At 67.0% G+C, this 25,325-nt stretch carries 24 protein-coding genes; 21 read left to right on the top strand and 3 right to left on the bottom strand.

Annotated features, from left to right (window positions below; all coding sequences use genetic code 11):
• Positions 1–482: 482 nt before the first annotated feature.
• The 13 genes from CEX87_RS27530 (at position 483) to eccE (ending at position 17,612) form a co-directional block, all read left to right on the top strand.
• Entirely contained in the window at positions 483–1,367 is an 885-nt protein-coding gene (locus CEX87_RS27530; protein ID WP_233151357.1) for a hypothetical protein, read from the top strand.
• 13 nt (positions 1,368–1,380) lie between these two features.
• A complete protein-coding gene (locus tag CEX87_RS12060; RefSeq protein WP_094287347.1) occupies positions 1,381–1,911 on the top strand; it encodes a hypothetical protein in 531 nt (176 codons plus the stop codon).
• Between the two features lie 69 nt (positions 1,912–1,980).
• A complete protein-coding gene (gene eccCa / locus CEX87_RS12055) occupies positions 1,981–6,150 on the top strand; it encodes a type VII secretion protein EccCa (protein WP_094287345.1) in 4,170 nt (1,389 codons plus the stop codon).
• A gap of 129 nt (positions 6,151–6,279) precedes the next feature.
• Entirely contained in the window at positions 6,280–6,585 is a 306-nt protein-coding gene (locus CEX87_RS12050) for a PE domain-containing protein (RefSeq protein WP_094287343.1), read from the top strand.
• Between the two features lie 19 nt (positions 6,586–6,604).
• Positions 6,605–7,843: a PPE domain-containing protein gene (locus tag CEX87_RS12045; RefSeq protein ID WP_094287341.1), complete on the top strand. Its 1,239-nt coding sequence runs from the start codon at positions 6,605–6,607 to the stop codon at positions 7,841–7,843.
• Positions 7,844–7,928: 85 nt separating this feature from the next.
• Positions 7,929–8,249 carry a hypothetical protein gene (locus CEX87_RS12040; protein ID WP_094287339.1) on the top strand — a complete coding sequence of 107 codons (321 nt, stop codon included), beginning with the start codon at positions 7,929–7,931 and terminating at the stop codon, positions 8,247–8,249.
• 36 nt (positions 8,250–8,285) lie between these two features.
• Positions 8,286–8,582, top strand: a complete 297-nt coding sequence (locus CEX87_RS12035; protein ID WP_094287337.1) for a hypothetical protein — start codon at positions 8,286–8,288, stop codon at positions 8,580–8,582.
• A gap of 99 nt (positions 8,583–8,681) precedes the next feature.
• Entirely contained in the window at positions 8,682–9,548 is an 867-nt protein-coding gene (locus tag CEX87_RS12030; protein WP_094287335.1) for an ESX secretion-associated protein EspG, read from the top strand.
• Between the two features lie 79 nt (positions 9,549–9,627).
• Positions 9,628–11,142 carry a type VII secretion protein EccB gene (eccB, locus tag CEX87_RS12025; RefSeq protein WP_094287333.1) on the top strand — a complete coding sequence of 505 codons (1,515 nt, stop codon included), beginning with the start codon at positions 9,628–9,630 and terminating at the stop codon, positions 11,140–11,142.
• Between the two features lie 68 nt (positions 11,143–11,210).
• On the top strand, positions 11,211–12,764 hold the full coding sequence (locus CEX87_RS12020) for a MinD/ParA family ATP-binding protein (protein ID WP_094287331.1): 1,554 nt from the start codon (positions 11,211–11,213) through the stop codon (positions 12,762–12,764).
• A complete protein-coding gene (gene eccD, locus CEX87_RS12015) occupies positions 12,761–14,278 on the top strand; it encodes a type VII secretion integral membrane protein EccD (protein WP_094287329.1) in 1,518 nt (505 codons plus the stop codon). Before CEX87_RS12020 ends, eccD begins: the two co-directional genes overlap by 4 nt.
• A complete protein-coding gene (locus tag CEX87_RS12010; RefSeq protein ID WP_094287327.1) occupies positions 14,278–15,912 on the top strand; it encodes a S8 family serine peptidase in 1,635 nt (544 codons plus the stop codon). The genes eccD and CEX87_RS12010 overlap by 1 nt, the downstream gene beginning before the upstream one ends.
• Positions 15,909–17,612 (top strand): type VII secretion protein EccE, encoded by a 1,704-nt coding sequence (gene eccE, locus CEX87_RS12005; protein ID WP_094287325.1) that lies wholly within the window; start codon positions 15,909–15,911, stop codon positions 17,610–17,612. The genes CEX87_RS12010 and eccE overlap by 4 nt, the downstream gene beginning before the upstream one ends.
• A 13-nt stretch (positions 17,613–17,625) precedes the next feature.
• Here the strand turns inward: eccE and CEX87_RS12000 are convergent, their stop codons facing one another.
• The gene (locus CEX87_RS12000; protein ID WP_094287323.1) at positions 17,626–18,036 is read right to left on the bottom strand and encodes a hypothetical protein; all 411 of its coding nucleotides are present in this window, start codon (positions 18,034–18,036) and stop codon (positions 17,626–17,628) included.
• A 27-nt stretch (positions 18,037–18,063) separates the two neighbouring features.
• A complete protein-coding gene (locus CEX87_RS11995; RefSeq protein WP_158220766.1) occupies positions 18,064–18,747 on the bottom strand; it encodes a DUF4226 domain-containing protein in 684 nt (227 codons plus the stop codon).
• 207 nt (positions 18,748–18,954) lie between these two features.
• Between CEX87_RS11995 and CEX87_RS11990 the strand changes: the two genes are divergently transcribed.
• The 3 genes from CEX87_RS11990 to CEX87_RS11980 all read left to right on the top strand — a co-directional run bounded on the left by CEX87_RS11990 (position 18,955) and on the right by CEX87_RS11980 (position 21,659).
• Positions 18,955–19,218 carry a hypothetical protein gene (locus CEX87_RS11990; RefSeq protein WP_094287319.1) on the top strand — a complete coding sequence of 88 codons (264 nt, stop codon included), beginning with the start codon at positions 18,955–18,957 and terminating at the stop codon, positions 19,216–19,218.
• A 57-nt stretch (positions 19,219–19,275) separates the two neighbouring features.
• On the top strand, positions 19,276–20,679 hold the full coding sequence (locus CEX87_RS11985) for a type IV secretory system conjugative DNA transfer family protein (RefSeq protein WP_094287317.1): 1,404 nt from the start codon (positions 19,276–19,278) through the stop codon (positions 20,677–20,679).
• Positions 20,680–21,005: 326 nt separating this feature from the next.
• On the top strand, positions 21,006–21,659 hold the full coding sequence (locus CEX87_RS11980; RefSeq protein WP_094287315.1) for a hypothetical protein: 654 nt from the start codon (positions 21,006–21,008) through the stop codon (positions 21,657–21,659).
• Between the two features lie 11 nt (positions 21,660–21,670).
• On the opposite strand, the gene CEX87_RS11975 is transcribed toward CEX87_RS11980, so the two are convergent.
• Complete coding sequence (locus CEX87_RS11975; protein WP_094287314.1) at positions 21,671–22,177, bottom strand: hypothetical protein; 507 nt, start codon at positions 22,175–22,177, stop codon at positions 21,671–21,673.
• A 90-nt stretch (positions 22,178–22,267) separates the two neighbouring features.
• Here CEX87_RS11975 and CEX87_RS11970 point away from each other — a divergent pair, with 90 nt between their 5' ends.
• The 5 genes from CEX87_RS11970 to CEX87_RS11950 are packed head-to-tail and all read left to right on the top strand — an operon-like array spanning position 22,268 to position 25,317.
• Entirely contained in the window at positions 22,268–22,630 is a 363-nt protein-coding gene (locus CEX87_RS11970) for a hypothetical protein (protein WP_094287312.1), read from the top strand.
• Complete coding sequence (locus CEX87_RS11965; RefSeq protein WP_233151356.1) at positions 22,623–23,729, top strand: hypothetical protein; 1,107 nt, start codon at positions 22,623–22,625, stop codon at positions 23,727–23,729. Before CEX87_RS11970 ends, CEX87_RS11965 begins: the two co-directional genes overlap by 8 nt.
• Positions 23,730–23,743: 14 nt before the next feature.
• Entirely contained in the window at positions 23,744–24,658 is a 915-nt protein-coding gene (locus CEX87_RS11960; protein WP_094287310.1) for a conjugal transfer protein, read from the top strand.
• Between the two features lie 24 nt (positions 24,659–24,682).
• Entirely contained in the window at positions 24,683–24,973 is a 291-nt protein-coding gene (locus CEX87_RS11955) for a hypothetical protein (RefSeq protein WP_094287573.1), read from the top strand.
• A gap of 2 nt (positions 24,974–24,975) precedes the next feature.
• Positions 24,976–25,317: a hypothetical protein gene (locus CEX87_RS11950; RefSeq protein WP_094287308.1), complete on the top strand. Its 342-nt coding sequence runs from the start codon at positions 24,976–24,978 to the stop codon at positions 25,315–25,317.
• The last annotated feature ends 8 nt before the right edge of the window (positions 25,318–25,325 follow it).

Here is a 25,325-nt window from a genome sequence, read left to right as displayed (position 1 = left end):
CGTCTGATTTCTCGCGGGGGTTCAATGCCGGTATGGGTGCTGGTGGCGCGGGTTCTGTGTTGCCTCCGCCTGTGGCTCCTCCGTCGGCGTCGCAGCCGCCGAGTTCGATGACCGGTGCGTACGGGCCGCCGGTGTCGTCGGGGCCGGCCCCGGTTTCTGCGGCGGGCGGCCCGGCTCATGCCGGCTCGGCGGCTTCTGCGCCGGCACCGATGCCGGCTGCGGGTGCGATGGGAGCTATGGGTGCTCCGATGATGGCGGCGCCTGCTGGTTCGGGGGGTCCGTTGCCGCCGTTCAATTCCGATATTCCGCCGCGGCAGGTGGCGCCCGCGTCGGCGGGTGCACCGCCTCCGGCTGCTGCACCCCCGCCGCCGGCCGGTTCTGGGCATGCGGCGCCGCTTCCTCCGGGGGTGGTGGCATCTGGTGTGGGTGCTACCGGGGTCGGTGCGGTGGCGGGGGCGCGTTCTGCGGCGCCGGATCCGTTGTTGGATCAGGCTTCTGAACTGGTTTATGAGCTGATGCACGCCTCGCGGGTGTATGGGTGCATCGATTGGTGTGTGGGGATGTTCAAGACACCTGGGCCTCCGCAGGCCTGGGTGGTCAGCAGCGAGGGCAGCGGGTTTATACCGCCGGGGGTGTTCTTGCCACAGTCTGCGCACCTGGTTTTCTCAGATCCGGGTTTGGATAAGGATTTTCACGCGCGGTGGTTCGGGTGGGTCAATCCCGCTCAGACGATGTTGGCTTACGGCCAGCTGGTCATGGAAAGCAACCCGAACGTTGAGTTGTGGGCGTTGGCGGTGTCAACTGATTATGGCGGCACCGCGGCGCCTGCGCTCAACGCCGGGTTGGTTCAGGTCGAAAACTGTTCTTTGGCAACGTCTCCGATCAAGGCCGAGGCGGCGCCGCCACCGTTGGACCAGTCACGCATGCATCGTTTGGAGACGATGGACCGCGCCGAGTACCTACGGTTGACTAGTGGGGGGGTGGACCGCTCGCAGTTGTGGGCGTTGACGGTTGCGGCTGTGCGTACAGCGTTGTCGAGAGCTTCTGAGCTGCTTGGTTTTCAGGTGCCTCCGGCTATTCGCCAGGTCGCTACGGCGGTTGAGAATGGGGAGCCTGTTTCCGAGGAGTTGTGGGATGAGCTCGAACTTGCTCGGCTCAACGCGATCTTGGATAGCGCTAGCCAGCGCCCGGGAAGGGTTGTCTCCGATGTGGGACCGTCGCCGTATGCGCGCTGTTTCCATAATGTGGCGCGGGCCGCGGAGTTGTTGTGTTGGTGGCGTGGCAGTACGCCGGAGTATGTCGAAATCGCCTACACGGCAAGGCAGATCGCTAAGGAAGCTGAACTATGGCCGACGATGGCCGCGTAGAGGGAGTTGACTGATGCCAGCAGTTCCAGGGGCAGCCAAACCGATCGAGGTCGTACCGGCCGAGGTGTCGGGGACGGCTCAGAGTATCGCCGGCGAGGTGACTCGTGCTGCGCAGCCGGGCGCGGTCCCGATGCCCGGTGTTGGGTCGACGATCGACGTGGCCGCCAATAGTGTCGCCGTGGCGGTGGCCAAGAACATCGCGCAGGCCTCGGCGACGCTGGCTCCTGAGCCGGTGGAGGGGGTGCAGAAGGCCGAGACTGCGATGACGGAGTTCAGGGGGCAGGACGTCGAGAGCGCCGCTGATATCAAGTCGGTGTCGCAGGGTATGGAGGCGATGCCGCCGGTCGGTGCGAGCGGCTCCCCAGGCATCGGCAGCGTTCGGCCCGCCGGGTTCAGTCCGAGCAGTGTGCCGGAGGGTCCGTGGGGGTTGGACGACGACGAATGGGAGCTCGATGAGTGGGGGACTCCACAGCCGATATGGCCGGGCGGCGACGGCGGTGGCGGAGCTGCTGGGGGCGGCGTCGGCGGGGTCGCCCCTATCTAGAAACCAGCATGTCGGGGCCGGTGAAATTGGTGCCGATATGTGGTTTGGGGCCGGGTTAGGGTTGGGTTCGTGACGACGCAACCTTTCAAGCGGCCCGGTCCGATCGCGCGCCCTCCAGCATTGGAGGGCGGCAAGATCGCTATTGATCCGCCGATCCCGGCGCCGATCCCGCCGCCGCGCAGCGTGTGGGGGATCGTGCTGCCGATCGCCCTCATTGTGGGTGTGGTCGGGTTCATTATCGCGATGTACGTGTCCGGAATGCGTAGTTTCGCATCGGGTTTCGGCATTTTCGGCATCATGATGCTGATCGGGATGGCGGGCATGCTGTTCCGCGGCCGCGGGGCCGCGCAGAAGATGTCGTGGGGTGAGTTACGCCAGTACCGCGCCAACTATTTCGCCCGCCAGGATGAGGTTCGTGATGAGATCGGGGTGCAGCGGCGCGCGCAGTTTGAGCGTCGCGAGCATTTCCATTGGGATCCGGGCAGGCTCGTGGCTGCGGTGGGCACCGAGCGTATGTGGGAACGCACGCCGGGGTCTGATCCGTCGACTGATGTGTTCGGTGAGGTCCGCGTCGGCATCGGCAAGGTGAAGCTGGCGATGCAGATCGAGAAACCGAAGATCCCTGAGGCCTCGCAGATCGAACCGGCTACCGGGCACGCTCTGCGCAAGTTCTTGCTGGAGCAGGAATACATCGACGACATGGCCAAGGTGATATGGCTGCCGCGTTTCGCCGGGGTGTCGATTGTCGGTGACATGGATCGGGTGCGTTCGCTGGTGCGGGCGATGATGTGTCAGCTCGCGGCGTTTCATAGCCCGTCTGATTTGCAGCTTCTGGTGGTCAGTGATGCGCCGGCGGTGTGGGATTGGGCGAAGTGGCTGCCGCATATGCAGCACCCGAGCAAGCGTGACGGCTGTGGTGAGCGGCGGCTGTTGTTTTCTTCGCCGGCCCGCCTCGAGGAGTTTCTCGATGAGGCGGAGATGCAGCGCAGCGAGTGGACGCCGCCGACGAGTGGTCTGCACGGCGCGGGATCTGTGACCGCGCTGCCGTTTCGGGTGATCATCGACGATCACTGCGGGACACCGGAGGATTGGGCGGGGCTGACGGGTAGCGCGGGTTATGCCGGTACCTGCTTTGTGCGGTTGGCACCTTCGGTGCCGTCGTCGCCGCAGGATGCTTTCGGCTCTAAGAGTTGGGTCGGGTTCTCTCCGGAGACGACGTACCGGCTGGTCGACGGCGCGTTGCGTAAGACGTTGCCGCCTGAGGATCTCACGGCGCACGGCGGTGTTCAGCATTTGTCGTCAGACGAGCTCGACGACGTGTTCTACGCCCAGGCCGATCAGATGACGGTGGCCGCGGCAGAACGGTTCGCCCGAGCGATGGCCCGCCACCGCGCCGGCGGGGCGCTGACCGTCACGGTCAGTGAGTCAAATCCGCAGCGGCGCACCCTGCTTGACGCGTTGTCTGTGCGCGATCCGCGCAACTTGGATGTCGACCGGTTGTGGTCGCCGCGGCGCAGCCAGGGCCCGGACTGGATGCGGTTCCCGGTGGGGTTGGATGAAAGCGGCCAAGTGGTGGAGCTGGATCTGAAAGAGGGCAGCCAGCAGGGCATGGGGATGCACTCGTTGTTCATCGGCACCACCGGCGCCGGCAAGTCCGAGGGCATCATCACTGAGGTGGCCTCGATGGCGCTGACGCACTCACCTGAGGTTGCGAATGTGGTGTTCTTTGACTTCAAGTTGAAGTCGGCGGCCGGGGTGCTCGATCAGTTCCCCCACGTGGTGGCCAGCGTCAGCAACCTGGGCGACGAGCGCCACCTGGTGGGACGCATGTATGAGGCGTTGGAGGGTGAACTGGATCGCCGGGGCGCGTTGTGCAACGCGGCCGGACCTGACGTGGTGGACCTGACGGTTTATAACCAGCGCCGCCTCACTGACCCGTCCCTGCCACCGGTTCCGGTGTTGTGGGTCATCGCTGACGAGTACCAGGAGCTGCTCAACGATACGGACTGGGGCGATAAGTTCCGCAGCCTGTTTTGGCGGATCATGCGCCAGGGCCGCGCTTATCACATGTTTCTTCAGTTGGTCGGCCAGACCGTCGATACGCAGAAGTTGCGTGACATCCGAAAGCTGTTGGGCTTCACCATCGCCGGGCGTACCGGCACTGAGGAGGATTCACGCGAGGCGATCGGCTCGACCATCGCGGCCAAGATCGACGAGAAGGGCGCCGAGGGAACCGCGTATCTTCGTGTGGCACAACGCCAGCCGCGTCAGTTCCGGTTCTTTTACTCGTCGGCCGACTTTGTGCCGCAGACCGGCCCGGATGAGAGCCGAGCGGTTGAGGCCGGCACGTGGTTTGAGCCCAGGCCGTTTACGGCCGAGCAGGCCCGCGACATTGACGGCCTGCTCGCCGAGCCCGTCGAGCACGACACCGCGACACCTGCACCGGCCGCTGAAGCGAGCGTGAAGATCGTCGACGCGGTGATCGGTTCGCTGCAGGCCACGGGGGCCGCCCCGCCACGGCAGCTGTGGCTGCCACCGCTGGGTGAGCCGCCGGCGGCCGATGATTTGGTGGCCCGCCTGCGCGGCAAGCCGTGGGATGTCGACTACGGCAACAATCCGGGGCTGGTGTTGCCGGTGGCCTTGGAGGACCGTCCACGCGAGCACCGCCAGGATGTGTGCTACCTGAACATGCTGGAAAGCAACGCGCTGGTCATTGGTGCCCCGCGCACGGGGCACACGACGGCGGTGATGACGATGATCACCGCCGGAGCGCTGATGTATCGCCCCGAGCGGGTGCAGTTCTACTGCATCGCCGGCAGCGGGCCCCAGTTGGCGTCGCTGAATGACTTGCCGCATGTGGCCGGGGTGGCCGCGCTGCACGATACCGAGGGGGTTTCTCGTCTGCTGGCGACGGTGCGCAACATCGTCGATGAACGCGAGCGGCTGTTCGCTGCGCGCGGGTTGGACATGAATCAGGTCCGAGAGGCCAAGTTCGGCCCGAACCCTAGCGACATCGGCGTGCCGGGGGGCGATGTCATTGTGGTCGTCGATGGCTGGGCCAACTTCAGCGACGCCTTCCCGAAGCAGGTTGAGCAGTTCAACTATCTGATGCGTGCGGGTAACTATGGGGTGCGCACGATCGTCACCCACACCAGCTACCTGTCGAAGATCGGAACACCGGTGAAAAACCTGTCCACCGAGCGGATTGAGCTGCGGATGACCGATGTCCGCGAGTCCGAGCTGGGCCGGCGTGATCCGACGGTTAACCGCGGTAAAGAGGTGCCGGTGACACCCGGGCACGGCCTTAGCGCCGCTGGATTTCACATCATGGTCGGAGAGCCGGCGCTGGCCAACGGTCCCACGGGCCGCATCGACGTGCGCGGCGTGGGTGCAGTGGTGCGGCAGGTGGCCGGGGTAGAGAAGTTCGCCGAGGTCAAGAGGCTGCCTCAAAAGGTGACGCTGGCCGAGGTGTTATATCAGCTCAATGGCGGTTCTCAGCGCGACCTGGTGCCGTTCGGGCTCTCGGAGGCCGATCTTGGTCCAGCGTTCATCGATTTCGCTGAGAACCCGCATGTCGTGGTGGTGGGGCGCGCGCAGTCGGGCAGGTCGGCGTTTTTGCGCACGATGATGCACAGCATCATGGCTCACTACACCCCTGACGAGGCGACGATCGCGCTGATCGATCCTCGCCGCCGCCATTTGGGGGTGGTGCCCGAGGACACGTGGCTGTCGCGCTATGCCTATACCCGCGGCGATATCGCGTTGGCCGCCGACGAGTTGGCGCAGCTGTTCGATAAGCGCACCCCGCCGCCGGGCACCAGCCCATCGGAGATGCTGAGCCGCCAGTTCTGGACCGGCCGCAAAATCTTCTTGGTGATCGACGACATCACGTCGTGGACGTCGGCGGAGAACCCGCTGTCGAAGTTGTCGGCCTATGTCGAGCAGGCCGACCAGTTGGGCCTGCACATCATCGCCGCGGCCGACATCAAGATGTGGAGCTTTCAGTCGGCGGGCTCGAGTGTGTTGGGCAGAATCGTCGGTGGACTGCAGCCGACGATCATTCTCGATGGCCGCCGCGAGAACGGGCCCATCATCAGCGGCGTCTACGCCGAGCCGCAGCGGCAGGGCAAGGGCATTTTCGTGCAGCCCGGCGGCACCGACGGCGTGCTGGTGGCCTGGACCCCCGAGCCTGCTCGGTTAACACCTGGGCGCCATTCCACAATCACACCGAACCCGTGACCAGCGATTACACGCAGAAAGCGCAGGCCAGCAGCAAATAGCAAGAGGCGTCAGAAGTTGGTGCGGCAAGCACCTGTGAGCGGCTCTAAACTAAGACACGATCACCAACGACAATCGGGGAGAACAACCATGACTGTGCCAATTGGCATCGATCCCGCGTTGCTGGGCATGCTGTCGGCGGCCGAGAGCGCCGGCGCGGCGACGATGGCCGCCGGAGCCTCGGGGGCGGCAGCTCCCATGACCGCGGTGTTGCCGCCGGGCAGCGATCCGGCGTCGATGGCTGCGGCGTCGGCGCTCAATGCCCGCGGTGCGGCGGCGGTGGCGGCGCTGACTCAGCTGACCATGACGCGGGCGATGTTCGCCAACACCGTGGGCGTCAACGGCGCCACCTCTGCGGCGATGGACGTGGTGCAGCAGACCGCGTTGACCATCTAGTCGACCTGACGGGTGACGTATGCCAGCGTTGGGGGATTCGGCACTTAACCCGCCGCAGGTCAACTACTACCAGTTGACCAGCGGCGATCACGCGGCCAGCGCGGCGGCCAGCGCGGCGGCGCATCAGGCGTGCGCGTCGATGCTGTCGGCCGAGATCGCCACGATGGGGGCGAGCACTTCAAGCACTGCGGCGGTGGGTTGGCAGGGCGCCGGTGGTGCGGCGATGACGATGACCGCCGGGGCTTACATGGCGATCCTGGGCACCGCGGTGGCCTGGTTCGAGGAAGCGTTCGCGCAGGCAACGGCGATTGTGGAGGCCTACCACCTGGCAGAGACGACGATGGTGCCAGGGCCGGTGTCTGACACCAACCGAGCCGAAACCGCCGCGCTGGTTGCGTCCAACATCATCGGCCAGAACACGCCGGCGATCTTGGTCAATGAGGCTGAGTATGACCGGCAGTGGATTCACAACGCCTCGGTGATGGCCGGTTTTCAGGCAGTGGTGTCAGCGGCGCTGGCGGTGTTGGCGACCCCACCGCCGTTTGCTCCGATGGCGCCCAATCCGGCGGCGGCGTTGGCGTCGTTGGCGTCGGCGGGGGCGCAGACCGGCGCGCAGGGCGCATTGCAGGCCAGTGCGCAGAGCATGCAGCAGGCCAGCACCGCCGCGGTGCCGGCCAGTGAGGCGGCTTCGGCGCCGGCGGATGCCCTGTCGGCGATGGGGGCGCCGATGGCGATGATGGGGCAGCTGTCGTCGGTGGCTGGAATGGCCGGCCAAGCCCCGCAGATGCTCGGTCAGGCCCCTCAGATGCTGAGCCAGTTCGTGCAGATGCCGATGGGTCTGCTTGGGCCGTTGTCGTCAAGCATGGGCGGATTGGGCGCCCCTGGAGCGTCTGCGTCTGCGGCGCCGCTGACCGGATCGCCGGTGGCGGCGGGAATGAGCGCGCTCAACGGCGGTGGCGGCGGGGCGGGCGGATTGGGTGCCGGGGGCAGTGGTGTCGTACCCACCAGTTCCTATACCCGGCCGGTCGGCAGCTTCAGTACACCGGCCGCTCCGAAGCTGCCTGGTGGGTTTGGCGGTGTGCCCGAACCGGTCGCCGGCGGCGTGCAGCCCTCCGGCGGTGCGGGCACGGGCGGGCTGTATGGCGCGCCGATGTCAGCGATGGGCCGCGGTGAGGGCGCTGCGGGGACCGAGCAGCGGCAGGGCCGCACAATGCAGGTCTCGCTGGCCAGATCGTCTGGTGACAGGGGGGACAGGTAACAGAAAATTAGCGCACGGCAGGGTGTGTAGACGCCCATAAACTACTTCCTAGATCGCAAACCGCTTTCCCAGAACAGGAGTTTTCATGGCCCAGCAAGTCATTGGGGCAGCCCAGATCCAAGCGACTGCCGATCAGCTCGATGATCTGAAGATGCAGGCGCTTGATGTGCTGTCTCGCTACATGCAGCATTCGACCGAACTGCAGGCCACCGGCGGCCTCGACGGGCGCGCCGGTGTCGCCAATGTTGTCACCGCAGAAGAGATCTCGACGGCGCAGCGCGAGATGAACATGCGGTGGGAGACGCTGATCGCCGCGCTGCGCAACAGCGCCCCGGATTTCACCAACATCGACGAGCAGAGCGCTCAGCAGATCACCTCCGTGGCCGGCGGCCTGCGTTTCACCTGATACCTGCAGCACTGACATCGAAAGGACTTCACCAACATGAGTGACATGATCAGGGTCAACCCCGCGGCGATCGTGGACTACAACGCCGCGCTGAACACGTTCAGCGGCGAGCTGGATGGTATCGCCGCGCAGGCGCAGAACCTGCTGGCCGGGATCTCGGAGTACTTCACCACCGAGCAGGCGTCGGTCAACTACGCGCAGGCGCAGCAGATGATCATCGACGCGACCAACGAGGGCAAGGAAGTTATTCACCGCCACGGCGCGGCGGCCGATCAGGCCGGTGTGGACTGGGTCTCCCAGGACGGCGCGTCGGCCGCCACGTTCATGGTGTAACGGCCCCCGCCAGGGAGTTCGTCGACGACAACGCCGAAAGGGGGCCAACTTCGGTTGGCCCCCTTTTCTGCTGCTTCGAGAAGTGAAAGGTGAAACGACATGGCGCTGACGACGACGGTGGGAGGCGTGTGGGTGCTGCAGGCGCTGCTGGGCGTGGAATCAATGCCGGTTGCTTTGCGGCTCAAGCCGTTTATCCCGTCTGTGCATGAGGATCTGATCGTCGACACCACCTCTGGGCCGTTGCCGATCGCCCAAACCGCCGAGTACCAGAGTTTGGTGCAGGCGGGAGTGATTGACGCCGCGGGCGCGATCGACGAACCGGTGCGCGACTGGATGACAGTGCTGGGCCGCCCTGATCGCCAGGTGGTGCTGGCCATCCGGCGTCCCGCCGGCGAGTCTGTCGATGACGGCCAGGGCCCGGCTGTCGATGAGCGCACGGTGGTGGTGTGCCGGTACCGCCGATGGTTGGCCATGGCTGCACGCGACGGCAACGACATGGTGATCGACGCTGTCGGTGAAACCGATGACGGTGCGGCGCAGGTGGATTTGACGTGTCAGACGCTGATGCCGGCCTTCGGCTGGGCCGAGCCGGCCGACATCGATGGGTTCAACATCCCGGCTGACCTGATGCAGTCAACGGTGAGCGCCGCCGCGCCGCACGGCCACGATGCGCTGATCGCCGCGGTGAGCCGGCTGGGGCTGCAACCGCAGCAGGCCGAGGTGCTGGCCGCCGCGGCGCGCCTGGACGAGTCGGCGATGGCCGTCGTGGCGGTCATCGACCACGGGATCGACCAGCGTGTGCATCCTCGCGTGTTGACCGTCGCCGACACCGAGTTCGGCCGGATCAGCATCACCACGACGGTGTCGGCGGACGGCAAGCAGTGGATGAGTGTGTGGCCGACGAGGCCCGAGGCGCTGCGCGAGGACCTCGCGCAGCTGCTGTCCGTGCCGCGCATGGCTGCTTGATTGTCAGCATGCGCGCACATGTCGGGGGGTCTGAAATTAGTGCCGATTTGGCGGTTTTGGCACTAGTAAGGTTGGCGCCATGGCGCTGAATCTGACCTCGCGACTGCAAGTCACGGCCCATTATTTTTGGAACCGCCGCAACGCCGCGGCGCTCAGTCACCACGGCGTACGCCTGGAATACGACCCCGAGCAGCGTCGCAGCGCGGCGTTGATCCTCGGGGTGACGTTCACGTTGCTGGCGATGGCGCTGATGTTCGTGCTGTCGTGGTTCAAGCCGGCTGGCCAAGTGGGGCAGTCGGCGATCCTGGCCGACCGCGACACCGGCGCGATCTATGTCAAGGTCGACAACCGTCTGCACCCGGCGCTGAATCTGATGAGCGCGCAGCTGATCTCCGGCCAGGCCAACAACCCGACCTTCGTCAAGGCCGCAGAGCTGGAGAAGTTCCCGCAAGGCCCGCTGGTGGGCATCGTCGGGGCCCCCATGGCGATGCCGGTGCGTAGCGCGGCTTCCTCTGATTGGGCGGTATGCGACACCGCACCCACTGCGACGTCGACCTCGTCGGCCGGATCAGAGCCGGTGGTGACCGCGATCGCGGGACCGCTGTCTGTGGGGTCGCGTTCGGCTGCCCTGCAGATGCCCAACGCCATCCTGGGCCGCTACGACGACCGTACGTATGTCATCTGGGACGGCCACCGTTCCGAGATCGACTTGAGCAACAAAGCCGTGGCCCTTGCGTTGGGTGTGGATTCCACCTCTCCTGACCCAATCCCGTTGTCGCGAGCGCTGTTTGACGCGACCCCGGCCACCGACGCGCTGGTCAGCCCGGCGATTCCGGGGGCGGGGGAGCGGCCGCGATGGGATATCGCCGAGGGTGCGGTGATCGGATCGGTGCTTTCGGTGCGTGAGTTGGGCCAGCCCGACAGCGACGAATCGCTTTATGTGCTGTTACGCGATGGCGTACAGCGGATTTCGCCGTTTGTCGCGTCGCTGCTTCGATCGGCGAACTCGTTCGGCGACGTCGCGCCCATCAATGTGGCACCCGACAAGCTCGCCGCGGTGCCGGTAGTGGATAGCTTGCCGGTGGCGTTTTACCCCGACGTCCGTCTGCGCCTGGTCGATACCGCTATCAACGCCACGACATGCCTGGCGTGGTCGAAAGGGGCTACCGACCGCGCCGCGGAGGTCACCATTCTGTCCGGGCAGGGGCTGCCGATCCCGTTGGGCGCCGAGAACCGTTTGGTGCGCCTCATCAAGGGTGTTCGAGACCCGGACTCGGTAGAGGCCGATCAGGTCTATATCGGCCCGGACGCAACCAACCTGGTGATGACGACCAGTGCCGCGCCGGCGGCGGCGTCGCGAGAGGCGATGTGGTGGATCTCCGATCAGGGTGTGCGCTACGGGATCGAATTGTCCGAAGAGGCCTTCGACGCGTTAGGCGTATCCGCGGCGCAGTCACGACAAGCCCCCTGGCCGCTGATCCGCCCTTTTGCGCCGGGTGCTGCGCTCACCCGCGCTGACGCGTTGACCCAGCACGACACCCTGACCCCGGTAGTGGGTTCTGAAGCGCTGCCCACACGGACCGCGGGAAGCTAACCCGGCACGAAATCGAGGGTGAAAAAACTAGTGCCGATATACGACATTTACGCTGATAGGATCGGACTGTGACTGACCGCGACCTTCCCCCCGAGCAGGCGAGCCCCCCTTCCTCGAGCGAGAGGGAGTCCCGCGACCGTGACCACCCCGGCGCGGCGCCGCCACCCACGCCGCTGACACCGCTGCCGGGCCACCTCCCGTCGGCGCCGCTGGCTGCCAGTGCCGAGCCGGGCGCGCGCCCACCACGCACTGTCGCGCCGCCGCCGGTCCGGCCGGGCCGCAGCCCCTTCACCGGGCAGCGTCAGCCGTCGCCTGGCCCTGACAACAGAGCCGCAGCCGACGTCGCGTCCGGCGGTCCTGCCCACACAGATCCCGACCTGGAGCAGACCACCAACTACCACGGCAACGACCCCACCGAAATCTATGACCGGGCCAACTTTCCTGCGCCGCCGCTTCGCGAAAGTCCTACCGCGCCGGGACATTCGGCAGATCCCGGCGCCGCCGGGCAGCACCGTCCGATCGCTGAACCGCCGCGCCACCAAGCCCCACCGTTTGGCCAGCCGCCGGCTCGCCAGCGGCCCCCGGCGCCTCAAGAATCCTGGGCCGATCAGTCCGCACCGCCGCAGGGCGATGCGCGGCCCTGGGGCGAACAACCTGCGCCCGGTTCTGCCAACTGGTCCTACGTCGACTCGATCCGCCCCAGCGAGCTCGTTCCGACCCGCAAACTGCCGTCGCGCAAGGGGTGGCGCAAGGCGCTGTACAAGGGCAGTTTCGGGCTGATCAATGTCGGCCAGTCACCCGATGAGCGGCGGTTGGCCGAATTGGAAGCCAAGATCCGCTCGCTGCTGCGGGGCCGTTACAAGATTGGCGTACTCGGCAAGGGAGGTGTCGGCAAAACCACCGTCGCCGCCGGTGTGGGCTCGATCTTCGCCGAGCTGCGCCAAGACGACCGGGTGGTGGCCATCGACGCCGACACCGCGTTCGGCAAGCTGGGCCTGCGCATTGATCCCAATGCCAAGGGCTCTTATTGGGAGTTGGCTGCTGACGAGTACTTGCGCACCTTCGCCGACGTGCGCTCCCGGGTGGGAAACAACGCCGCCGGGCTGTTCGTGCTTGCCGGAGAGTCATCGACGGCGCGCCGGCGGGTGCTCGATCCGTCGATCTATCGCGAAGCCACCGCCCGCCTGGATAACCATTTCACCTTGTCGATCATCGACTGCGGATCGACGATGGATTCGGCGGTGACCCGTGAAGTCCTGCGCGACCTGGATGCGTTGATCGTGGTGTCCTCGATGTGGGTCGACGGCGCGTCGGCGGCGGCTCAAACCATGGAGCTGCTGGCCAACACCGGACACACCGGCCTGCTGCATCGAACAGTGGTGGTACTCAACGATTCCGACGGCCACGCCGACAAACGCACCCGCGAAGTGCTTCACGAGCAGTTCGGCCAGCGCGGCCAGATCGTCGTCGAAGTGCCCTTCGATCGCCACCTGCGCCCCGGCGGTGTGATCGACATCCAGGGTCAGGTCGACAAGACGACCCGGCGCCGTTTCATCGAGATCGCCGCCGCGATCGCAGAGCACTTTCCCGCGACCAGCGACAACCCGAGGGGGCGCCGATGACCACTGTTAGGCCCTCAACTCCGCCGTCGGGGTCGCCGGCCCCGGGCGGGCCGCTGGTGCCCTCGTCGTGCCGGGTGTCGCTTCTGGTCGGAGACAGCCACCAGATTGACCTCGTGCTGCCTGCAGCGGTACCGCTGTCGGCGCTGACCGACTCGACCCTCGGCACGGTCAACCGGCTCCTGCGCGCCAAGGGTGAAGACGAACTACCTGTCGCCACATACGAATTCGCCCGCGCGGTCGGCATGACGCGCCTCTCGGATGAGGTGTCGCTGTCGGCGCAAGGCGTCTCCGATGGGGATCTGCTGGCCTTCGTTCCGCAAAAGACGGCGCGCCGATACACGCCGCTGATCGAGAACGTCTCCACCGCGTTGGCGCGCTGGGCCCATGCTCACTTCCCGCCGGTATCGCCCCACGACGCCGTGGTGGTGGCCGGCGCGCTGACCGCGGCGGCGCTGGCCGGCGCGGCGGTGCTGGTGTGGCGGATGCGCTGGGCGGCCCAAGACGTGTGGCTGAGCCCGGCAATCTTGGCCGGCGCCGCGCTGGTGCTGCTGGCCGCGGCGATGCTGACCGCACGCTCGGGAGCCAGCAGGGTCATCGTCGACGGCGCCGCGTGGGCCAGCCTCATCAGCTTCGTCGTCGCCGGCGCCACCGCACCGTACGGCGATCAACCCGGCGCCCCTCATGCCTTCCTGGCGGCGCTGGTCGCCGCCGTCGGTGTGCTGCTGCTGGCGCGCATGACCGGACGGCACTGGACGGCCGCTGCCGCCGTGGTCACGGTGGCCGTCGCAGTCATCGGCGCGGCGCTGACCCGGATGTTCTTCGACGTGCCCGGTCAACGCATCGCCATCGTCATGCTGATGGCGGTGCTGATCGCGTCACGAACATCGACCGCCGTTGGCCTGTGGATGTCGAAGGTGCCACGGCAGACCTTCGAATCCATCACCGGCCGCGACATGTTCTCCCGCGCGCCCGGCCAGCCCGAGGACACCTTGACCCCGGTGGAATCGGCGGCCCATGACGTGACGTTGCGCGGCGAGGAGGTCGCCGAGGTCGCCCGCCGATCCAACCGGGTACTGACCGGCACACTGCTCGGTATCGCCGCGGTGCAGCTGGCGTCGTCGTGGTGGGCCATCAATCCGGGGGCGGGCTCGCAGTGGCCCTCGATCGTCGTCGTCGTGGTCAGCGCGTTGTGTCTGATTCTGCGGGCCCGTGGGCTGCGCCACCGCCGCCATGCGGTCACGATCGTGTCCGGGTCGGCGCTGTCGTTGATGGCGATTCCGGTCCACTACGGCATGGCTGCTCCGGCCTCGGCCACCGGCGCTGTCGTGGTGGCGGCGGCCGCGGTGCTTGCCGTGGCGGTGGGCGGACTGCTGGCCGGTGCGGTGATTCCCTCGCGCAGCTTCTCCGAACCCATCCGCCAAGTCGTCGAATGGCTCGAATACATCGGCTATGCGCTGATCCTGCCGTTCGCGGCCTGGGCTATCGGCCTGCTGCAATACGTGAGGTTGCACTGATGCGAGCCAAAAGCGTCGCGGCTGCGCTGGCCGCCTCCGGGCTGTTGACCGCGAACCTGTTAGCACCGCCGGCGGCGCTGGCGGTCGCTCCACCGGTGATCGACCCCGCTGCGCTACCGCCTGATGAGACGCCCGGCCCCGCCCAAGAGATGCGCCAAACCAAGGCGTGCATCGAACCGGTGGTAGTGGGCGACCCCAACGTGACCCAGCCCGATCCGGGTAACACCATGCTCAACATAGAGCAGGCCTGGCAGTACTCCACCGGTGCCGGTGTGACGGTGGCCATCATCGACACCGGCGTCACCCCAAACCCGCGGTTTCCGCGGCTGTTCCCGGGTGGCGACTACGTCCAAGGGTTGGCGAACGGCGGTTTGACCGATTGCGAAAGTCACGGGACGATCGTCGCGTCGATCATCGGCGCGGCACCGTCTAATCCGGCCGACCGGCCCACGCCGCGTCCTGCTGGTGTGTCCGCGCCGCCGCCTCCACCGGACGTGGCGGCCAACCCTGCGCCTCCGGCGTTCCCGCCGCCGCCGACGATCACCGCGACGGCGACGGTGACCGCGCCGGCCCCCCCTCCTCCGCCGCCGCCACCTGCGGGTCCTCCGCCGGCGCAGGGGCCCGCCGACACTGGGGCGGCTCAGCCTCTGGTGCCCGGCCCGCCGCCGGGCGGGCCCGACGGCGTGGTGGGAGTGGCCCCCGATGCCGCCTTGATCTCCATTCGGCAGTCCTCGACGGCGTTCACATTGGCCCGTCCCAGCGCCGGCGATGTGGAAGGCCAGCGCAAAGCGGGAGACATCGTGACGCTGGCCAAGGCGATCCGCCACGCCGCCGATCTGCCGGGCGTGCAAGTGATCAACGTGTCGTTGGCCTCGTGCATCAACGCCGCCGCACCGGTCAACCAGGACCCTTTGGGCGCGGCAGTGCGCTACGCGGCGGTCGACAAGGACATCGTCATCGTGGCCGCCGCGGGCAACAAGGGCGAACCACAGCGGGGTCAGGACTGTGGCCAGAACCCGGCTTTCGACCCGCTCAATCCCGAAGACCCACGCGACTGGGCCGGTGTGCGCACCATCGTCACGCCGGCGTGGTTCTCCAACTATGTCCTGGCCGTGGGCGCGGTCACCCCCGAGGGGCTGCCGCTGCCTGATTCGATCAACGGGCCCTGGGTGTCGGTGGCCGCGCCGGGCTGGCGGATCATGGGTCTGGCCAACACCAACGGCGCGGCCGTCAACGCCCGCCCCGACGAGCCCGGCCTTGGTGCGGGCTTCTGGGGCACCAGCTTCTCGGCGGCCTACGTCAGCGGCGTGGTCGCGCTGGTCCGCGCGAAGTTCCCCGATCTGACCGCCGCACAGGTCATTCGACGCATCACCGAGACCGCCCACAACCCCGCCCGCGGGGTGGACAATAAGGTCGGCTACGGGGTGATCGATCCGGTTGCGGCGTTGACGTTCGATGTGCCGCTGGGAGATCCCAAGCCTGTCGAGCGGCTCAGCACCGACCTGTATGTCCCGCCGCCGGACCCGGGCCCGGATCTACGGCCGCGCAATACGGCGCTCATCGGTGGTGCGGCGGTGCTGCTGATCGCGGGCGGCGTGCTGGCCGTGACCGCGATGCGCAGGAGATTGCAGTGAAGGCGAGCACTGTAGGCGTGCGTGCGGGCACACCGGTGGTCGTGGCGCTGGAAGTCGTTGCGCTGGTTGCGTTTCTAGCCTTGCCTCCGGCCCGGTTCGGATGGTGGCCCGCGGCGGTGATCACCGCGGTAGCGCTGTTGCTGCTGGTGCCGACCCTGCATCGGCGCAACGCGCCGGCGTGGGTGGCGGCCGCGGCGCGCTGGCGTTCACAGCGCTCCCCACGGCGCGCCGCGGCCGCGGCGGTGGATGTGCCCCACGGCAACATCGTGTGCGGCGTACGGGTCGAGCCCTTCGAAGCGCTGACCATGATCGAGGTGACCGGCCAGCCGTATGCGTTGACCTTCCTGCGGGGGTCGACGGTGTCGCTGACCCGCAACGTGTTGCCGCTGGAGCTGCTGGCCGAGCTGCTCGACCAACCGGGCGGTCTCAAGCTGGGCATCGATGTGGTGCCCGCCGGGCACAGGGTACGCCGCGGCAGCGGCTATCCGCCGCTCTACAGCACCCTTCTGGCCGATCGCCCGGCCGCCGGTGTGCGCACCCTGCAGCTCATCGTGCGTCTCGACATTCAAGGCTCGCTACCGGGATTGCAGTATCGGCGTTCGATCGGCGCGGCTGCCGCAGCTGCCACCGAACGGATCATCACCGCGATGCTCGAGCGTGACATCCGCGCGACAGCCTTGACCGCTGAGCAACTCGACGCCGCGCTGGACCGGTTGGGTGCCCGTTTGCAGCAAGCGCCGAGCCCTCCGGTCATCGAAGGTGCCGACGCCGCGGCCGAACCGGTGCCGTTTCGCTCGACGAACCCCGCGACCCGCCGGCGCGCGCAGGGCGGCCCGGAGGTGGGTTGGCGCACGGTCAAGGGCCACCCCGGATTTTTTACGACGTACTACTTCTCACCCGAAGACATCACGACCGGTTCGCTGCATCAGATGTGGGCGCTGCGCACCGATGAGGTGGTGTTGACGCTGAGCCTGTTCAAGCGGCGATACACCGAAGCGCCTGACGGCGATGGGCCGGTGATGGTGGCGGCCATGGTGCGCACCAACGACCCTCAGCCACCGCCGCAGCCGCCGACGCTGTATCTCAATCCGTTGCCCGGCGATCAGTACGCGGCCGCGGTGCGTGCCGCCCCAGCGGCGCGGCCGCAGCATTTGCAGATCCCGGCGCGCCGACTCGATAACCCGGCCGCGCTGGAAATCCCGATCGGCTCGACGGGGATCTTGGTGGGGGCGGCGCTGCGTGACGACCGCCGCGCCACCCCGGAAGTGCAGCGCGACGACCTGGTCATGTTGTCGCTGACCGATCCGCAGCGCGCCACGCGCATCGTCATGGACGCCGGCGACTACTACGTGCGCCAACTTCTTATCCGCGCCGCGGCGGTGGGCGAGCGCATCGCGATCTATTCCCGCCAGCCCAACCGTTGGATTGGCTTATCGCAACCCAACATCGCTGTCGTCGACCGGCACCGGCCCGCGGAGTTCGTGCCTTCCATCATCGTCAACGACCGCCCGGTCATGCCGCCGCCGGCGGGACTGTCGTCGACGGTGATCACGCTGGGCCGCTCCCAGCCTGGGGGGCAACAACCCGACATCCATTTTCAGCAGATCTCGCGACAGACAGTGCGTATCAGCACCGCCGCCCAGTCCATCGAGGTCGCGATCGTGGCGTTCAATCAGGAACAGGCCTGGCTCGGCCTGTAAACCCGTGACCGTATTAGGAGTGCTGGCAGTCGCGCAGATAATCGGACAGTGTGTAGGACTGCCCCAATCTCCTTCTGCTCTCGGCCTTTTCGATTGTCCGTTTACGCTCGGGCGCTGAAGCGTGCACGAGCTTGCGGTACAACTCGTTGTCGACGGCATACACACCCGCGACGGGCTCGCGCAGGTGCCGACGGTAGACAACTTCGGCGTAGGCAAGCGGGTCCTCGCCGGCATTCTGGCGGCGAATGAACTCCTCTCCGAGCAGGCGCAGCGCGTCATCGGCGCTGGTGCCCGACACTGACCAGTCCGCGCCCGGATACATCGCCGCCCATGATTCGCCCCGCTGTTCAACCTGTGGCTCCATGTGGAAGGCGTATTGGCGCAGCTCGTCGGCGGACACCTCACCGTCGGCTCGAGTACTCATTTCTCCTCCTGACACCAGAATGCATCTTCACGGCAGCGATCCGCCAGTGTCGTCGCTCGGACTCCAGTAGGTGCCCACACTCAGGTCCGGGTAGAGCACCGAGCACCGCCAGAAACCAAACGTCCCTTGCGGTCTGACACACCACACGATTGGCCCAGCCGGAAATGGCGGCTCGAACAATGACGGTGCGACAGGGGGGTCGCTGCCGACGCCCTCCTGCACCGCGTGTAGGTCATCGGGCACCGCAGGGTCAGGGCGGTCAACAGGGTATGTGAGGCCGCGGATTTGGCCGGCTAGTCCGCTGGCTTGGGCTGTGGTGGCGGTGACGACGTCGTTGGCGCGCGAGAGCTGGGAGCGCAGGGCGAGCAGGATCGCCCGCTCGCCGGCCGGTGTCGATACGGTGGCAGCGGCCCGAGTGGTGGCGCGGGTTTCGGCGGCGATCGCGTCGAGCCGCCGGCCGCCGGTGTGGGTGAGCGCCGCCCCGCGTGCAAGATGTGTGTCGAGAACGGCCTCGGTGTGTCCAGCCTCACTGAGGGTGGCGGTGTTGTTGCGGGCGAACGTCTTGTGGTGCGCGACGAGGAGCCCGGAGTTGTGGCCGGTGATGTCAGCGGTGGCCGCGGTCGCCCACGCCGCGGCGGCCAGGCCGGCGGCCGCGCCGCCCGCGGGCGGTGCGGCGGTGGGCGCGAACAACAAGCGGGCACGCTCAATCACTGCCTCAGCTCGCACCACACTCTTGCACCACCGACATCAGCTAATTATCCGGCAATTTGCGGCGCGCCCGATCACCAAAACTCGTCAGTTGCGCACGGACGGCAGCCGCGTGCCGCATCGGTCTTCGCGCATAATCGATCGGCGCCCTCGGCATGCGCAAGAAAATTTGCGTCCCTCGCGGGGCTGGGTCGCCTCTAGCCTTAGTCTATGCCCGATGAGCAGCTCGCCCGCCCGCTATGCTTGGACTCGTTTCGTCGCCGAAAGGCGGCGGCCACGATGAGCGAGCTCGACGGACTGTTCACCATCGCCGACGTCGCCAAGGCGTGTGAGCTTCCCCAACCCGTTGTGGCACAACTTGTTCCGCGTACATGGACTGATGCTGGCTGGATGTATACCGCCGATCAACTGGAGTTTGCGGTGCGGATCGGTCCCGACGTGCGCGCCGGGCAGTACGTGTCGCCGCTGGACTGAACCGGCGGGCGAAATTCGTGCACGGGGCACTGTGCCGCCAGCCCTAGGGTCGAAGGTATGGGTGCGGCACCTGCAGCAACGACCAGCAGCTACCGCCCGCCGGTGACGCCTTTCGCCGGCTGGGTGCGCGATGAGCGCGACCGGCTGGTGCCTTTGGAGACCGCTCCGCATGTTGGCGCGTTCGCTCCACCGGGCACCGGTAAAACCCGCATGTGGCTGGCCCAGTCGGCGGTGCTGTGGCCTGGCGCGGCGCTGGTGTCCTCATCGAAGGACGACTTGATGCAGATGGTGGCCTCGCGACGCTATGGACCTGCCGCGCTGCTTGACCTGCGGCCGGTGGCGGCCCCGTACTATCCTGCCGAGCTGCGCCCCTACCGGTTCGATCCGACGGCTTGGATCAGCAGTTTGGAAGATGCCAAGGCTGTGGCACGCACGCTGTTGAGTACGTCGGCGGTCGCGTTGTCGGGTAGCTCGTTTCGGGGCAGCGATCCGGGCCCTTGGGACGATCTGGCGTTCGCCCCGCTGACCTGTCTACTCTATGCCGCCAGCCCGCAAGCGCTCGGTCTGGGCATCGACTGGGTGTTGGAGGCTGCTGAGGACGTCGAGTTGGTCAACCCGTGGCCGACGCAGATGGGCACCCACCCGTCGTGGGTGACGGCCGCGGTGTGGGCGGGTAACCGCTACTTTGAGGCGCGGGTGCGCAGCGTGTTGGGCATGGAGGCCAAGCAGCGCGATTCGGTCAAGATCACCGTGACGAAGGTGTTGACGGCGTGGCTGCAGACCATGGAACGCGACAAGGGGCTGCCGATCCTCGACAAGACGTTCTTGGAGGACGCGGCGGCCACGATCTATCTGCTCACCCCGTTCGACGGTACGGTGGCCGCCCAGGCGATCACGTTGATGGATCAGCTGATCAATCGGCAACGGGTGAAAGTGGCTCAGTGGGAGGAGTTTTCGCGGTTGGGGATGTTCCTCGATGAAATCACCAACACTCCCTTGCCGCGGTTGCCGCAGTACATCGCCGAGTCTCGCGGCTTGGGGGTGTCGTTGTGCTTCGCTGCTCAGGCCGGTGAGCAGCTAGACGCGATCTACGGGCCTTTGCAGGGTGCTGCGATCCGGGCGGTCGTGCCGGCGTCGCTGATCATGTACGGCTCGCACGAGAAGGATTTGATGGAGTCGGCGGCGTTTTGGGCCGGCAAGACGACACGCAGCCAACTGTCGTACGACCACAGCTTGGATTCCACCTCGACCGGCCGTAACTTCGGCAATGCCCTGGAGCCCGAAGAACTTATGCCTCCCAACAAGAACTTCGCGAGGCTGCTTATCCGCGGAACGCCCGGGCGGATGGTGAGCCTCATCGATTGGACCGAGTTCGTCACCTACCTCGACGAATTGCGGGCGGCGCGAATCCGGCGGCGAAGCGCCGACGACAGCTCTGGCGTGGTCGCGTCGATGCGATGACTTCGCCTGGGCCACAACACGATGTCCATGCCGCCGTCTCGGCAGCGCTGGTGCAGGCCCGACATGACCTGCAGACCGCGCTGACCGTGTTCCAGCGCGCACCGCCGCCGCCAGTAGCGCCTTTCGGGCCTCGACGAATCCGCCGCTGTGCTGGTGTCGGGCAACCCGGCGCCGGCGAGCGCCGTTGTGCCCGGCGTTGCCTGTTGGCGGCGCAAGCAGTTCGTGGGGGATAGCGGCGCGCAGTCGCTGCGGGCCGCCGCGCACTAACGTGGCGTGGCGCAAAAATAGTGCACGAGCGACCCTTTGGCCCGATTTAGGCTCGGATTATGGCCGATACCAGCGACAGGTTCGACGAGGTGCGGCGGGCCTGGATCGCCCGCCACCAGGGTTGGTCGCTGATTCAGCGCCGCCGCGCCGAGCAGCTTGGCCGCCGGGTGCGAGCCCGGCAGCGCAACACCGTCGCGGCGGTGCCAGACCCGCACGACGACACGTCGCTGCCACCGCTGATCCTGCGGGTGGCTAAGTCGCCAACATCACAGGTGGAGTTGGTGGCGGTAGTCCTGTTGGCGTTGTGCCTGCCGTTGGGATGGATGGGAGGCGTTGCGCTCAAATCGGTTCTGGTGAGCCGTGTTCCGGCGACCCTGCGCGCCTACCCGGTGGCTGCGTTGCTGTGGTCCGGTGTGGCGTTGGGTCTGCCGATCATCGTGCTCTACGATCCTGCGCCGTCGTTGTCTCAGATGGTGGTGGTGCCGTGGCTGTGCGCGCAGGTCGCCGCGGTACCCGCGGTGGCGGGTGTCTACGGAATCGCCGAGGGCTGGCTGGCGATCCCGGGCTCGGATCAGTGGTGGCCGCTGACGCCGCCGCAGCGTGAGCTCACTGCCGACGACGCCGCCGAGATTCTCGGGCACTATGAGGTGACCGCCCCTCCGGTGGTGGAGCCTCAACGGCTGCCCGAGCATGGGGAGCGGATGCCGCGATGAGCCCCGCCTGGTCAGTGTTGCGCGGTGCCGGTGACGGCGTCGCTGTCGTCGAACTCCGCGACCAGTGCGGGATCGACGCGGAACTCCTGCAGCAGCCGGTCGTGCACCGTGTAGAGGCGTTGCAGTCGCTCGTCGGCGGCGCGGACCTCGCCTCGGGCCCGCTCGATTTCGTCGTGCAGCTCGCCGAGGAGCCGGTCAACCACCTCGTCGGCGGTCATCGGTGCGGCCGATCGCTCCATGGCGCGAACGTTGCGGGTGGTGCGGGCGGTCACGCTCAACGGTGTGCCGCCCAACATGACCACGGCCGCCGAACCGGGCTGCCAGCCCAGGGTGCGGTCGATGCGCAGCAAGGTCCGCACGGTGGGGGTGTGCTGGGAGTTGCGGTCGCGGACCGCGGCCAGGGTGCTGGGGTGGGGAAAGCCTCGGCGGTTGGCCTCTTCCTTGCTCATCTTCAGCTGGCCCAGGCGGGCGTCGACGAAGTGCATGAGTCGGGCAACGCCGTCGGCTGGGACTGTCATATTCCGCACCCTACCGCACTCGATGTGCTAAGTCGGCGCACAGTTTGTGACCGCCGATATATGTCATACCTCGACGTTAGGTTGGCCCGCATGAAGACATTACTGGCTGTGTTCGCCATCTTCGCTGCACTGGTGGCGGTGGCTGCGTTGGCTGTGGTGCAGCTGATCATTCAGCTTGCCCCGGCGCTGATCGCGATCGCGGTCGCGATCTGGGCGGTGCGTGCGGTGCGCGCACGCAACCGCCCCGTCCCCGCGCCGCGACGGACCGCACTGCCGCCGGCGCGTCGTACCGATGCCACCCGCGCCGCCGCGCCGCGCCCGGTGGGGTGGGCGCCGAGTCAGCCCGGGGGCTGGGTGCTGCTGCCGGTGTGGATGGGTCCACCGCCGCCGGCGTGGCATCCGCCGGCCACGGTCATCGACGCTGAGGTGGTAGAGGACGATCGCCGTGGGTGAGGCTGCCGCGGCGGGGGCCTTGGACTCGGGCAGTGACGACCGCTGGGTTGATGACTTGCTGAGCGGTGTGGAGCCCGGTTGCACACCGGCTCCACAACCGCGCAATCCGGACGACGACGGGTTCGGCGTCGACGCCACCGCTCTCACCGGCGGCGAGTCCGGCGGTGCCGCTGAGCCGGTTTCCGATCCGAACCTGCAGCCGCTCACCTGCACCGTCGACGCCGCCCCGGTGGATCTCGACGCCGATGCAGCCGACGCGGCCGCGGCCAGCGACGCTCCGGGCGCCGACGCTGGCGCCAAGCGCACCGCTGTGGTGTTGGGTGTGGGCCTGGTGGTGGCGGTGACGGCGATTGTGGCCGCGTTGGTCATGTTCGGCGACGGCAGCACACCGCCCGAGCGGCGGGCCGACAATGCGCCGCGGCCGGCGCCGGTGGCCGCGGCGCAGCCGGTGCCTACCTCGCCGGTACCGGCGGTGCCGCAGGATCAGTCGATTCCGTTCACCGCCAGCGCTCCGTGCGCGGCGGGTTCGACCTCGGCGCAGTCGTTGACCGACACGGCCAGCGATTCGGCGTGGGTGTGTGCGCGCGCCACCCGCGACGAGGCCCTCGAGGGCAAGGTTCTCACCGTCGATTTCGGCAAGACCTACATGGTTTCCGGTGTCGAGGTCACGCCGGGGTGGGTCGCGAAAACCCCGGGCGGGCAGGGTCGTTGGCTGCAGCACCGGGTGGTGAGCCGCCTTCAATATGTTTTCTTCAACGGCAATGTGGTCTCCGACATCTACACCCAAGACACCGGCAATGTGCACGGGCCTGTCAGCGCGGCGCTGCCGCGTCGGGTGTTGGCCTCACGGGTCAACGTCGTGGTGTTGCAGACTTCGCGTCCGCCGAGCTCTCCGCTTCCGCCGGCAGATTCGGGCGTCCTACCGGAAACTCAGCCGGGGCGGATGGAGTCGCTGCTGGGGGAGGGCGGCGCGCCGTTGTCGCCGGAAACACAAACCGCTGAGCCGTACCCGGATTTGACCGTGCCCGACAGCGGCAGCGACCCCGTCGACAACACGTTCGCGATGAGTTCGCTGAAGTTCCTCGGTTATCAACCCTGAGAAAGAGATTCATTGTGGCCCTGTCGAGAACCTGGCAGCAGCGTCTTCACCGGTGGCGTGGCGGCGCGCGGCGGGCCGGGGTCGCCGCGTTGACAGTGGCGGCGATCTTTGGGGCCGCGGCTGGTTGCAAGGTGTTCTTGGCTCCGGATCGCCCCGACTTCGCTGGTATCGCCCAGCGTGAACGCAATCAGCAAAGCATTGTCGGCGCGTTCGCGTCCGATTTCGTGGTCGCGTGGCGCACGGCGACGGAGAGTCAGCGCGACAGCTTGCAGCGCTTCATGACCTTGCCGGAGCAGGGTTTGGCGCTGCCCTCGACACCGGCCGCAGTGATCACCGCGCCGCAGGTGGGGCCGGTGTTACGGATGGGCGCGGTCGGTGACGCCGAAATCTACACCGCGGTGATCTCGGTCAACGAACGTCCTTATGTCTCGGCGCAACCCACGCGCACGTTTTATCAGGTCGCGGTTTCGTTGTGGAACAGTCAACCGCGCGCGCTGGATTTTCCGGCCCAGATCAACGATCCGGGGCCGGGCGCGGACTTCAAGCTGGACTACCGCCACGCCCTGGCCGCCGACAGCCCCGTGTTCGCCGTGGTGGCCGGGTTCATCCGCACGTATCTGACGGCTACGAACGGGCTTGATCGGTATGTGGTTGCCGGTGCGCCACTGCGCCCGATCGGCGGCTACCAGAGCGCGGTGGTGTCGGCGGCCGCGACCAGCCGCAGCGTGCCCGACACACCCGCACCGGGCGAGCAGCTGCATGTTCGTGCCACGGTTGTCGCGCAGACATCGCAATTTGCGACGGTCAATTTGGTGTATCCGCTGACGGTCGAAAATAGCGGCGGAACATGGATGGTGGCGGCCATAGACTTGATTCCACAGGTCGGCACACAAACCGACGCCGACCCGGTCGCCAAACCACATCGATAACTGCGACACGAAAGGCGAATGCACATGATGGAGAACACCGACTTATTGGCGGCGTCGGGCCTTTTTGAGGCTGGCAATAAATTGGGTCTGGCTGTGCTGGGGTTTTTGGCGTTGGTCGCCCTGGTCGTCGGCAGTGTGTCAGCCATGCGCAAGCTCAAGGAGGGCTCGGGTGCCGCCATTACCTCCGAGATCGGCGTGATCGTGTTCGCGGTGCTGATCGGCTTGTCGGTCGGTATTGCCGCCGCGCTGACCCAGGAGGCCGAGGACTCCGGCATTCGCAACCCGGTGCGCGTCGATAGTGTGTGGGACCGCTGACAATGAGCACCGACGTCTCGGCCAAGATCTACTCCGATCAGCGCTCCCTGCCGATTCACCTGGGCGACTCCGGTGACGGGTTCACCTTGCCGTTCAAAGAGAAGTGGCGCGCCCCTGACGCCATCGCGGCGGTGACCGGATTCGTGGTGACAGGCTCGCTGGTCACCGCCAACATCGACTCCGGCAACGCTTTTCGCATCCTGGTCATCGGTGCGGTGCTCACCGTGGCCGCGGTCTGGCTGCTGTCGAAGCTGCCGGCCACCCGCCCGTCGCTGCGCACCCGCGCCCGGTGGTGGTGGGAGAACCTACGGCCGAAGGTGTGCTCGTCACACCGGCTCCGTTAAAGGGATTC

This window comes from Mycobacterium lehmannii (assembly GCF_002245535.1).
GTDB lineage: Bacteria > Actinomycetota > Actinomycetes > Mycobacteriales > Mycobacteriaceae > Mycobacterium > Mycobacterium lehmannii.
Note: the sequence above shows the minus strand (reverse complement) of the source record. Positions and strands in the feature narration are given on the sequence as shown.

Coding starts and splice junctions, on each gene's coding strand:
- CEX87_RS12060 (WP_094287347.1), top strand. CDS start 1,381: ATGCCAGCAGTTCCAGGGGCAGCCAAACCGATCGAGGTCGTACCGGCC.
- CEX87_RS12050 (WP_094287343.1), top strand. CDS start 6,280: ATGACTGTGCCAATTGGCATCGATCCCGCGTTGCTGGGCATGCTGTCG.
- CEX87_RS12045 (WP_094287341.1), top strand. CDS start 6,605: ATGCCAGCGTTGGGGGATTCGGCACTTAACCCGCCGCAGGTCAACTAC.
- CEX87_RS12040 (WP_094287339.1), top strand. CDS start 7,929: ATGGCCCAGCAAGTCATTGGGGCAGCCCAGATCCAAGCGACTGCCGAT.
- CEX87_RS12035 (WP_094287337.1), top strand. CDS start 8,286: ATGAGTGACATGATCAGGGTCAACCCCGCGGCGATCGTGGACTACAAC.
- CEX87_RS12030 (WP_094287335.1), top strand. CDS start 8,682: ATGGCGCTGACGACGACGGTGGGAGGCGTGTGGGTGCTGCAGGCGCTG.
- eccB (WP_094287333.1), top strand. CDS start 9,628: ATGGCGCTGAATCTGACCTCGCGACTGCAAGTCACGGCCCATTATTTT.
- eccD (WP_094287329.1), top strand. CDS start 12,761: ATGACCACTGTTAGGCCCTCAACTCCGCCGTCGGGGTCGCCGGCCCCG.
- CEX87_RS12010 (WP_094287327.1), top strand. CDS start 14,278: ATGCGAGCCAAAAGCGTCGCGGCTGCGCTGGCCGCCTCCGGGCTGTTG.
- CEX87_RS12000 (WP_094287323.1), bottom strand. CDS start 18,036: ATGAGTACTCGAGCCGACGGTGAGGTGTCCGCCGACGAGCTGCGCCAA.
- CEX87_RS11990 (WP_094287319.1), top strand. CDS start 18,955: ATGCCCGATGAGCAGCTCGCCCGCCCGCTATGCTTGGACTCGTTTCGT.
- CEX87_RS11985 (WP_094287317.1), top strand. CDS start 19,276: ATGGGTGCGGCACCTGCAGCAACGACCAGCAGCTACCGCCCGCCGGTG.
- CEX87_RS11980 (WP_094287315.1), top strand. CDS start 21,006: ATGGCCGATACCAGCGACAGGTTCGACGAGGTGCGGCGGGCCTGGATC.
- CEX87_RS11975 (WP_094287314.1), bottom strand. CDS start 22,177: ATGACAGTCCCAGCCGACGGCGTTGCCCGACTCATGCACTTCGTCGAC.
- CEX87_RS11970 (WP_094287312.1), top strand. CDS start 22,268: ATGAAGACATTACTGGCTGTGTTCGCCATCTTCGCTGCACTGGTGGCG.
- CEX87_RS11955 (WP_094287573.1), top strand. CDS start 24,683: ATGATGGAGAACACCGACTTATTGGCGGCGTCGGGCCTTTTTGAGGCT.
- CEX87_RS11950 (WP_094287308.1), top strand. CDS start 24,976: ATGAGCACCGACGTCTCGGCCAAGATCTACTCCGATCAGCGCTCCCTG.